Below are 10,086 nucleotides of genomic sequence, written 5' to 3' on the forward strand. Positions count from 1 at the left end.
CTGTGGTCGGTTTATCTCCGACTGAATTAGTGCCATGCCCGGCACACTACAAAAAGAACGCAAATTACTTTACGTTCTTTTCAAGTCTTGCAAATAAAACACTACGTGTTGTTGTATCAGGCGCATAACATGTAGATAGAAGCAGTAATGGTGCCCCATTTTGTGTGTCTACATCTCTTGATTGTTTAGCGGATGATTTCGCATTTGCGATATAAGAAGTATAATCAATGTCCTTTAAGTAATAATCACTTGTTGCATCAATGATCTTTGTACTATAGATGGAATATACGTTAATGCTGCCATCTGGTAAATAAATATATACTTCAGGATGATTAATAAAATAATCATGATCTGCAAACTTCTTAATATTCGCAAACATTGAACCATTCTTCATATTATGACCATAGATAATTGTATTACTATCAGTCAATGATGCATTATTATCTTCATCTAAGAAGATACTGCCTCCAAATGAATACTTCTTTTCATAGTTTGTATGAATGTATGTATCATTTGTTTTTCCTTTTAATAAAGCATAATCAATGTTTGTATCAGGAATATAAATCCATCCTACAATATCTTCATTAATACTCTTTAATTGATTAAAATCAATTTTTCTATCCAGTGGTGAATCCTTCTTCACTTCAGTTACGACTTTTTCTTGTAGCTTATTGTTGTCAGAGTCTAACTTATAATATTTATATCCAATATTTAAAAGATTACCTGCACTATATAGAAAGACAGCCAAACATACTACAAGAAGAATACGTCTAATAATCTTCATTATACGTTAAACTTGAAGAACATGATATCACCATCAAGTCCTTTATAAGTTTTTCCTTCCTGTCTGATCTTACCAGCTTCTTTTAAAGCCACTTCACTCTTATACTGCATCATATCATCATATGTATAAGTTTCAGCTTTAATGAAGCCCTTCTGGAAGTCTGTATGAATAATACCGGCCATTTCTGGTGCTGTCATACCATTTGTAAATGTCCATGCACGGCATTCATCAGGTCCCACTGTGAAGAAAGTCTTTAAGTCTAATAAAGCATATGTTTCTTTAATAAGCTTATCTAAACCACTTTCCTTGATTCCTAAATCATCCATGAAAATAGCTTTATCTTCTGCATCTAATGCAGCTAATTCACTCTCGATCTTAGCGCAGATAGGAACAACATCGCATCCTTCTTTTGCAGCATATTCTTTTAAAGTGATATAGTATGGGTTTGAATCTGGATCTTCGATATCTTCTTCACCCATATTAGCTACATAGATCATAGGCTTAGTAGTTAACAAGTTGAACTGTTTTACATAAACCATTTCTTCCTTATTAAAAGTAAGAGTACGAGCCATTTTACCTGCTTCTAATACTTCTTTTAATGGTGCTAAAACTTCCATTTCAGCTTTTGCTTCTTTATCACCAGTCTGAGCTTTCTTTTCAATCTTACCGATTCTCTTGTCCACTGTTTCTAAGTCAGCCATTACAAGTTCTAGGTTGATTGTTTCAACGTCACGTACGGGATCTACTGAACCATCAACGTGAGTAATATCCTTATCTCTAAAACATCTTACTACTTCACAGATTGCATCTGTTTCTCTGATGTTAGCTAAGAATTTATTTCCTAAACCTTCACCTCTAGAGGCACCTTTTACAAGTCCAGCAATATCTGTAAATTCAAATGTAGTATAGATAGTCTTCTTTGGGTTAAAGATTGCAGCAAGATCATCTAATCTATGATCTGGTACTTCAACAACACCTACGTTTGGGTCAATTGTTGCGAATGGGTAGTTGGCTGCTTCTACCTGTGCGTTTGTGATCGCATTAAATAATGTAGATTTACCAACGTTTGGTAAACCAACGATTCCTGCAGTTAATGACATAATTTATATTCACTCCTTTTAATCTACATTATTTTATTATACTTAACATCAAATTGCAATGAATGAATGGTATAATGAGGAAGGTGATAAAATGAATACTATATATGAAAGATTAAATAAATTTTTATGGTCTCATCCTACTTATAAAAAAGTGGTAGGATTTCTTACAATCGCATTAAAATATATCATGATGGTTTCTTATGTGATGTTATTGATTGGTTTCTATGTAACTCATGATGATTATCTGATTTATGCAATCATCAAGCCTTGTGCTGCATTTCTTATTGTAACAGTCATTAGAAAACTGATTAATCAATCACGTCCTTATGACTATTTGGATATCACACCACTCTTTGAACATCGTGAAGGATGTTCTTTCCCTTCTAGACATGCTGCAAGTGCATTTATTATCGCATTTACTGCAATTCATTTTGATTTATATATTGGCATAGTGATGCTTATATTCGCATTTTTAACTGCAATTACAAGGGTTTTAAGTGGTCTTCATCATATCAGTGATGTGACTGCTGGAATGGTGTTAAGTCTTATTATTGAACTTCTATAGAATACATAACTATTACACAGAGAAGTGTGTATAATGGTATCCGATAAAGGAGATGTAATCATGAAAAAGATAAATATTGCGATAGCTTTTATGCTTTTAATTAGTCTTGTTTATAGTCCTGTACATGCTGATGAAGTGAAGGAAGTTTATCTTACTTTTGATGATGGACCTTCTCATAACACACCTCAAGTATTAGATATTCTCGATAAATATAATGTGAAAGCAACATTCTTTGTGACTGGTGAAAATGCTCGTTATCAAAGCTATATTCGTACAGCTTATTTAAAAGGACATGCCATTGGTGCACATAGTTATACACATAAGTATAGTATTTATCAAAGTGAAGAAACTTATTTTGAGGATTTAGGTAATATTGAGAAAATCATCAAAGAACAAACAGGACGTACAAGTAAATTAATTCGTTTCCCTGGGGGAAGTTCAAATACGATATCAAGACATTATTCACAGGGAATTATGGCTAAGGTTGCACAGGAAGTAGAAAAGAAAGGCTATAAGTATTATGACTGGAATGTATCTTCTAATGATGCAACAAGACGTTCAGTAAATCCTGCACGTATTATTGAAAGTTCTAAGTCAAGGCTACCTCGTGTCTGTATTTTAATGCATGATACAGCCACTAAAACAACAACAGTACAGGCGTTACCTGCAATTATTGAATACTATCAGGCAAATGGCTATACTTTTAAAACTTTAGAACATACTGACTTTGTCAGTCATCAACGTATCAATAACTAATAAACGAGAGGGGCACCTCTCGTTTTTGTGTAAATAAAAAAAGATAACTGGAGGGGCGGTCGAACCATTTCTAAGAATGGGCATCCCTCATCCGCCATATATCTAATTAGATATACGCCGTGTTAGACGAGACCGATTTTTCTACATCAGTTATCCTTTTCTAAGTCTATTAAATCATTTTTTTTGATGGAGTCAATATAAGTTATTCACTTTCTTTATGTTCAATAACTTTCTTTAATCTCTTTTCAAAATCTCTTCGTGAAAACATGATAATTGCACCGCAACCCATGCATTTCACTTTAATGTCCGCACCCATTCTTACGATTTCCCATTGTGTGGATTTCTTACATGGATGAGGCTTTTTCATTTCAATAATATCATGTAATCCGTATTCCATCATTATTCTCCTAATCTTTTAATAATATCTCTTGCAACTAAGATTCCATTAGCACCTGCCTGAGCAAGTCCGCGTGTTAAACCTGCACCATCACCGGCAACATATAAACCATCTACAAGAGTTTCAAATCCTTCTCTTACCTTTGGTCTTGCACTATAGAATTTAGCTTCTACACCATAAAGTAATGTATGTTCATTCGCAATACCTGGTGTCACATGATCTAATGCTTCAATCATTTCTACGATTGATTTCATTGTATTGTATGGTAATACAAGACCTAAATCACCTGGAACAGCTTCTGGCAATGTAGGCACTGTATAGCCTTCTTTTAAACGCTTTTCAGTTGTTCTTCTACCCTTTTGAATATCACCATATCTCTGTACGATGATAGAACCATTTGATAGTTTGTTTGCTAACTGAGCCACCTGATGTGCGAATTCATTTGGCTGGTTAAATGGTTCAGAGAATACATGAGATACTAATAGTGCAAAGTTAGTATTATTAGAACCTAATTTAGGATCATGATAAGCATGTCCATTGGCCATCATTGTACCTTCATGGTTTTCTATTACAACATGTCCACTAGGGTTTGAACAGAATGTTCTTACTCTTGTACCTACAGATGTGTTATAGATAAACTTACCTTCATATAAGTTCTTATTGATTTCATCCATAACGATATTAGATGTTTCTACACGTACACCAATATCTACCTGGTTGTTATAAAGATCTAAGCCATGTTTCTTAAAGATAGCATCTAGCCATGTTGCACCATCTCTACCTGGTGCAAGTAATACTTTAGAGGCTGTAATAATGTCACCCTTCGCAAGCTTAATACCCTTGATTGTATTATCTTCTACAATAATATCTTCTACTTCTGTATTGAACTGGATATCAATATGTTCCTTTAATACTTCCTGCATTTCAGTCATGATACGTAAGTTTTCTTCTGTACCTAAATGTCTAACCTTAGCACGTAATAACTTTAATCCGACTGCATAGCCTCTGTGTTCGATTTCTTTTACCTTGTCTGTAGTTGGGTCAGTAATATCTTTAGTTGCCCCATGCTTTAAATATAAGCTATCTACATAACGAATTACATCTTCTACTTCATTAGCTGGAAGATAATCAGTAAGCCATCCACCAAACTCACTTGTAATATTAAACTTACCATCAGAATAAGCACCAGCACCACCAAATCCACATGTAATAGAACATGCTGGCAAACAGCCTGGTTCATTATCCTTGATGACTGGACACTGTTTGATTTTCTTATCTTTGATAGGACAATGTCTTGCAGTCACTGCTCTTCCTTTATCAATTAATAATACTGATAAGTTAGGATTCTTTAATACGAATTCATAACTTGCCATAATTCCTGCTGGACCAGCACCTACTACAATTACATCATAATTTTCTCTCATATATACCTCGCTTCTTTACCATTCAATAATACCATTCTTTCGACATAAAGAAAAGGTAGTAAAACACTACCTTTAGTCTTCAAATAAGCATGCACCATTTGTTTCAATGACATGTTTGTAGTAATCAAATGATTTCTTCTTATAACGTTTATAAGTACCATTACCTAGATCATCACAATCTACATAGATAAAACCATAACGTTTAGACATCTGTTTTGTAGATTCAGAAACAATATCAATACATCCCCAAGATGTATAGCCCATGAGGTCTACACCATCTTCTACAATCGCATTATACATTTCTTTAAAATGTGCATCAAAGTAATCAATTCTATACTGATCATCTACAGTACCATTCACTAATTCATCCTTAGCACCTAAACCATTTTCTACTACAAATAATGGCTTTCTATAACGATCATATAAATCTACTAAAGAGATTCTTAAACCAATAGGGTCAATCTGCCATCCCCAGTCAGATGATGGAATATATGGGTTCTTAATAGCCACATTAGTGTTAGCTGCAGTCTTCTTTAAACCGTTGTCATCTTTTGCGACACAGCTAGATGAATAATAAGAGAATGAAACGAAATCAACTGGATATTCCTTCATAATCTTTAAGTCATCTGGTTCCATCTTGATATTGATGCCTTCATTCTTGAACTTAGATAATAAGTATGCTGGATATTCACCAAATACCTGTGTATCGCTATAACAATATGTACTTCTCATATCCTGCTGAGCCTGTAAAACATCTTCAGGTTTACATGTATATGGGTAATAAGTAAGTTTTGTTAACATACAACCTACTTTAGCATCTGGTCTTGCTTCATGTACGATCTTAGTTGCAAGTGCACTCGCTACAAACTGATGATGCATAGCCTGGAAGATAACTTCATTGAAGTTCTTACCTGGGAAACGATCTTTAATAAGTGCACCTGTAGTATATGGGTGTCTGATCATAGAGTCTACTTCATTGAAAGTAAGCCAATATTTTACTTTATCCTTGTATCTATCCACAATGACTTCACAATAATGTACAAACATATCAATAACTTCTCTTGAATACCATCCATCATAGTTCAATACAAGATTAATAGGTGGTTCATAATGAGAAATAGTGACTAATGGTTCAATACCATATTTTAAACATTCATCAAAGACATCATCATAGAACTTTAAGCCTTCTTCATTAGGTACTGCATCATCACCATTAGGGAAGATTCTTGCCCAGGCAATAGATAAACGGAAAACTTTAAATCCCATTTCTGCGAATAACTTAATATCTTCTTTGTAATGGTGGTATCCATCTGCACCATGTCTTTTTGGATAATAAACTTCATCCTGTGTTTTTAATGCTTCTTCGATATCAGCTGTAGTGACTTCATTTTGTTTCTTATAGTCCTGTACATCTACATCTAAATGGCTTCTAGCACAGTCTGAGACAGTAATACCTTTACCGCCTTCATTCCATCCACCTTCATACTGATTGGCAGCGACAGCACCGCCCCATAAAAATCCTTCTGGAAATTGTTTCATATTATGTGTCCTCTTCTTTCATGTTTATTATACATAGAATAGGAATTAAACTTTAAGATTTCCTAGAAATGAAAAAAGAACAGTTTCCTGTTCTTTAGATATCTTCTATTACACCCATGATTTCTAGAATACGATTTAAGTCTTCTGTATCAGAATACTTAAGAGTAATTGTTTTTTCTTCAACCTTTACTTTAGTGCGGAACTTCTTTCTTAATAAATCTTCTGCATATGTATAAGTTGTATTCTTTTCTTTTTTAGGTGCATTTTTACGTTTCTGAGCAAGTTTATATCCTCTGACTATATCTTCTACCTGACGTACAGAAAGCTTCTCCTTAATAGCACGATTGGCAATTTTAAGAGCAGTTTCATCATCTAAACCAACTAATGGTCTAATATGTCCCATAGAAAGAATACCTTCAAGAATATACTGCTGGAGCTTCTCATTGATATTAAGAAGTCTTAAAGTATTAGTCACATGTGTTCTTGATTTTCCAATACGACCAGCTAATTCTTCCTGAGTTAGATTCATCTTATCCATCATGGCTTTATAAGCCTGTGCTTCTTCTATCGCATTAAGATCTTCTCTTTGAATGTTTTCAAGAAGCGCAATTTCCATCATCTGATCATCAGTGAAGTCGACAATGATTGCAGGCACTTCTGTTAATCCTGCAATATTCGCTCCTCTAAATCTTCTTTCACCAGCTACAATATCATAACCATGAATAGATTTCTTTAATAGAATTGGCTGTAAGATACCGTGTTCTTTAATAGACTGTGCTAATTCATTCAGTTTATCCTGATCAAAGTGTTTTCTAGGCTGATAAGGATTTGGTCTGATCAAATCAATAGAAACCTTTTCCTGTGAGTATTCATTAGAATTACTTTCAATCGCAGAAATCATTGATTGAAGATCTCCACCAGTAGATGTTGTATCAAATATTGCATCTAATCCTTTACTTAAACGTTTTTTCTTATCTGCCATTTCTGCTCACCACCTCTTTCGCAAGTCTTGCGTAAGACTTAGCGCCTTCGCTACGTGAATCATAATCAAAGATTGAAAGACCTGCAGAAGGTGCTTCTGATAACTTTACATTTCTAGGTATCACTGTTTTATAAACTTTATCTTTAAAGTATTTACGTACTTCCTGTGTTACTTCTACACCTAGATTAGTACGTGAATCAAGCATAGTTAATAATACACCTTCAATTGTCAAATTACGGTTAAATACTGACTGTGTTAATAAAATAGTATTTAGAAGCTGTGTTAACCCTTCTAGTGCATAATATTCACACTGAACAGGAATTAAGACACTATCTGCAGCTGTGAGGGCATTTGTGTTTAATAAACCTAAGGCAGGTGGACAATCAATGATAATATAATCATATTGATCTCTGACACTTTCCATAGCCTTTCTTAAACGTTTTTCTCTTCCCTTTGGCACAGCTGATAATTGTACTTCTACACCAGCTAAGTCAATGCTTGCAGGTGCCACATCTAGATGTGGTATTTCACTATGTTTGATGATTGACTCAATGGGTACTTCATCAATAAGTACATCATAAGTTGTTTTTTCTAAACTAGAACGATCTATTCCAATACCCTGCGTCGCATTAGACTGAGCGTCCATATCTACAAGTAATACTTTCTTCTTCATAAGTGCAAGTGCTGCACATAAATTAATACTAGTGGTTGTTTTTCCTACGCCACCTTTTTGGTTTGTAATTGCGATTACTTTGCCCATCACATAACCTCCTTATTCGCATTCTTAATTATATCATAAAACTCTTTAAACAAAACAAAAAGAATGAGAAGGTATAAACCTTCTCACTATCCTTCTCACTATTTTAGTGTACCGATACGTTCTCCCATGAGAACACGTACTTCATCATCATTTTTTGAATGATTGAGAATGTCTTCATCAATCTCTACTACATCTTTCTTAATGAATAAGACAACTGTACTACCGCCAAATTCAAAATAGCCTTTTTCTTCACCACGTTTGAATGATTGTTTATGAAGATTTGTAATCTTACCTACCATCATAGCCCCTACTTCCATCTGGACTACATCCCCAAAATGTTTTGTATGTAGAACTGTATAGGCACGGCTATTTGTTTTATAGATAGGATAATAATCGCTCGCAATCGGATTAACTGTATGAAAAATACCTTTAATAAAGTGTTCCTTTTCTGCAGTCCCATCATCGATAAAATGATAGTGATGATAATCATCTACTGTAAGTCTAAATACAAGACATAGACCGCCTCTATATTCATCAGCGAGTGTAGGGCTCATTAGTAAGTCTTCAATTGTATAAACTGAATTCTTGATTTTAAGTTGTAATGAATCTGCAATAGGATAGACAGTTAATTTACTATCACAAGGCGCAATCAATGTACTTTCATCCTCATCAATATGTCTTACACCATCTTTAATAGTACGTGTAAAGAAGTCATTGTAAGAATGATAGCTCTGTGATTCATATAAATTCAAATCTATATTGTTCTTCTCTACAAAAGACGTGATCTGTCCTTTAGATAAAGAAGAATTCATAAAAGCACCACCAATTTCTGTAATAACAGGCTGAGTAAGTACTTTTAGTAAGCATCTTCCTGCAAGTGATCCGTATAGCTTCTCTAAGAATAAATCCTGAGACTGATCATAATCTAATTTTTCACCATTACGTTTGAATATTGCCATATTAAATTAGTACGACACCTTTAATAACAAGAATAATTAAAAGGATAATACCAAAGCCTATAAGACCTAATACACCCTTAAAGTCTGGCTTGAATACTTTAATATTAAGTACAAATAAAATACCCACAACAAGTAATCCAATTAAATAAATAAACTGAACCTGTGGTACTGCAAGCCATACTGTTAAACAGTAGATCATTGGAAAAATTAGAGATGAAGATGTAACAGGTAATCCCTGATAATACTTTCTTTTTTCAGTTGTCTGCTGCTGTCTCATATCCTCCATCACATTGAAATATCCTAGACGAATGACAGCACCAAGAATATATATAATAAAGATGATTAAACAAGGGAAACTGTTGAATCCCATTGAATAGGCAATGATTGCAGGATAAACACCAAAACTGATTAAATCTACAAGAGAATCAATCTGAATACCAAACTCCTTTTCTTCTTCTGTTCTATCCTTTTTTGAACGTGCAACGATACCATCGAAAGAATCAAAAAAGCCACAAAGCATAAGACAGAATAACGCCAAAACATAATTGTGTTCAAATGCGAAGTGAGTTCCGACAATCGCACTGATTAAACTACAATATGTTAGAATGACTGTATAGTTGTAATAACCAATCATACAATTCACCTTTCCTTCTTTTTTATAATCGGGTTCATTATAGCATGAATGCATATTGAATGATAGTTATTTAAGTTCTTTCTGTAAATAAAAAATAGCCTGTTCAAGGCTATTTTCTCGTTTATTACAATAAAAAAAGGACCTGGCAGCTTGCTATTGTCGCGTCTTCACACTATCGTCGCCGTT

General features: G+C 34.0%; 11 protein-coding genes. 2 read left to right on the top strand and 9 right to left on the bottom strand.

Annotated elements, in window-relative coordinates; all coding sequences use genetic code 11:
* Nucleotides 1-64 precede the first annotated feature (64 nt).
* Both srtB and ychF read right to left on the bottom strand, forming a co-directional pair.
* Nucleotides 65-784, bottom strand: coding sequence for a class B sortase (gene srtB, locus QZQ55_RS09505; RefSeq protein ID WP_295092791.1), 720 nt, complete (start codon nucleotides 782-784; stop codon nucleotides 65-67).
* Nucleotides 784-1,884 carry a redox-regulated ATPase YchF gene (gene ychF, locus QZQ55_RS09510; RefSeq protein WP_295092793.1) on the bottom strand — a complete coding sequence of 367 codons (1,101 nt, stop codon included), beginning with the start codon at nucleotides 1,882-1,884 and terminating at the stop codon, nucleotides 784-786. Before ychF ends, srtB begins: the two co-directional genes overlap by 1 nt.
* A gap of 91 nt (nucleotides 1,885-1,975) precedes the next feature.
* Here ychF and QZQ55_RS09515 point away from each other — a divergent pair, with 91 nt between their 5' ends.
* Both QZQ55_RS09515 and QZQ55_RS09520 read left to right on the top strand, forming a co-directional pair.
* Nucleotides 1,976-2,449 carry a phosphatase PAP2 family protein gene (locus tag QZQ55_RS09515; RefSeq protein ID WP_295092795.1) on the top strand — a complete coding sequence of 158 codons (474 nt, stop codon included), beginning with the start codon at nucleotides 1,976-1,978 and terminating at the stop codon, nucleotides 2,447-2,449.
* 60 nt (nucleotides 2,450-2,509) lie between these two features.
* Nucleotides 2,510-3,205: a polysaccharide deacetylase family protein gene (locus tag QZQ55_RS09520; protein WP_230310065.1), complete on the top strand. Its 696-nt coding sequence runs from the start codon at nucleotides 2,510-2,512 to the stop codon at nucleotides 3,203-3,205.
* A 202-nt stretch (nucleotides 3,206-3,407) separates the two neighbouring features.
* On the opposite strand, the gene QZQ55_RS09525 is transcribed toward QZQ55_RS09520, so the two are convergent.
* The 7 genes from QZQ55_RS09525 to QZQ55_RS09555 all read right to left on the bottom strand — a co-directional run bounded on the left by QZQ55_RS09525 (nucleotide 3,408) and on the right by QZQ55_RS09555 (nucleotide 9,900).
* Nucleotides 3,408-3,602, bottom strand: a complete 195-nt coding sequence (locus QZQ55_RS09525; RefSeq protein WP_022425725.1) for a DUF951 domain-containing protein — start codon at nucleotides 3,600-3,602, stop codon at nucleotides 3,408-3,410.
* Nucleotides 3,603-3,604: 2 nt separating this feature from the next.
* Entirely contained in the window at nucleotides 3,605-5,026 is a 1,422-nt protein-coding gene (locus QZQ55_RS09530; RefSeq protein ID WP_295092797.1) for an NAD(P)/FAD-dependent oxidoreductase, read from the bottom strand.
* A gap of 72 nt (nucleotides 5,027-5,098) precedes the next feature.
* Nucleotides 5,099-6,565, bottom strand: a complete 1,467-nt coding sequence (locus tag QZQ55_RS09535; protein ID WP_295092799.1) for a glycoside hydrolase family 1 protein — start codon at nucleotides 6,563-6,565, stop codon at nucleotides 5,099-5,101.
* A 94-nt stretch (nucleotides 6,566-6,659) separates the two neighbouring features.
* Nucleotides 6,660-7,547: a ParB/RepB/Spo0J family partition protein gene (locus QZQ55_RS09540; RefSeq protein ID WP_295092801.1), complete on the bottom strand. Its 888-nt coding sequence runs from the start codon at nucleotides 7,545-7,547 to the stop codon at nucleotides 6,660-6,662.
* Nucleotides 7,537-8,307, bottom strand: a complete 771-nt coding sequence (locus QZQ55_RS09545; protein ID WP_295092803.1) for a ParA family protein — start codon at nucleotides 8,305-8,307, stop codon at nucleotides 7,537-7,539. Before QZQ55_RS09545 ends, QZQ55_RS09540 begins: the two co-directional genes overlap by 11 nt.
* Before the next feature lie 98 nt (nucleotides 8,308-8,405).
* A complete protein-coding gene (locus tag QZQ55_RS09550; RefSeq protein ID WP_295092805.1) occupies nucleotides 8,406-9,266 on the bottom strand; it encodes a phosphatidylserine decarboxylase in 861 nt (286 codons plus the stop codon).
* A 1-nt stretch (nucleotide 9,267) separates the two neighbouring features.
* Nucleotides 9,268-9,900: a phosphatidylcholine/phosphatidylserine synthase gene (locus QZQ55_RS09555; RefSeq protein ID WP_295092807.1), complete on the bottom strand. Its 633-nt coding sequence runs from the start codon at nucleotides 9,898-9,900 to the stop codon at nucleotides 9,268-9,270.
* Nucleotides 9,901-10,086: the final 186 nt, after the last annotated feature.

The sequence above is a fragment of the uncultured Catenibacterium sp. genome (assembly GCF_900540665.1).
Taxonomy (GTDB): Bacteria; Bacillota_I; Bacilli_A; order Erysipelotrichales; family Coprobacillaceae; genus Catenibacterium.

Coding starts and splice junctions, on each gene's coding strand:
- srtB (WP_295092791.1), bottom strand. CDS start 784: ATGAAGATTATTAGACGTATTCTTCTTGTAGTATGTTTGGCTGTCTTT.
- ychF (WP_295092793.1), bottom strand. CDS start 1,884: ATGTCATTAACTGCAGGAATCGTTGGTTTACCAAACGTTGGTAAATCT.
- QZQ55_RS09515 (WP_295092795.1), top strand. CDS start 1,976: ATGAATACTATATATGAAAGATTAAATAAATTTTTATGGTCTCATCCT.
- QZQ55_RS09520 (WP_230310065.1), top strand. CDS start 2,510: ATGAAAAAGATAAATATTGCGATAGCTTTTATGCTTTTAATTAGTCTT.
- QZQ55_RS09525 (WP_022425725.1), bottom strand. CDS start 3,602: ATGGAATACGGATTACATGATATTATTGAAATGAAAAAGCCTCATCCA.
- QZQ55_RS09530 (WP_295092797.1), bottom strand. CDS start 5,026: ATGAGAGAAAATTATGATGTAATTGTAGTAGGTGCTGGTCCAGCAGGA.
- QZQ55_RS09535 (WP_295092799.1), bottom strand. CDS start 6,565: ATGAAACAATTTCCAGAAGGATTTTTATGGGGCGGTGCTGTCGCTGCC.
- QZQ55_RS09540 (WP_295092801.1), bottom strand. CDS start 7,547: ATGGCAGATAAGAAAAAACGTTTAAGTAAAGGATTAGATGCAATATTT.
- QZQ55_RS09545 (WP_295092803.1), bottom strand. CDS start 8,307: ATGGGCAAAGTAATCGCAATTACAAACCAAAAAGGTGGCGTAGGAAAA.
- QZQ55_RS09550 (WP_295092805.1), bottom strand. CDS start 9,266: ATGGCAATATTCAAACGTAATGGTGAAAAATTAGATTATGATCAGTCT.
- QZQ55_RS09555 (WP_295092807.1), bottom strand. CDS start 9,900: ATGATTGGTTATTACAACTATACAGTCATTCTAACATATTGTAGTTTA.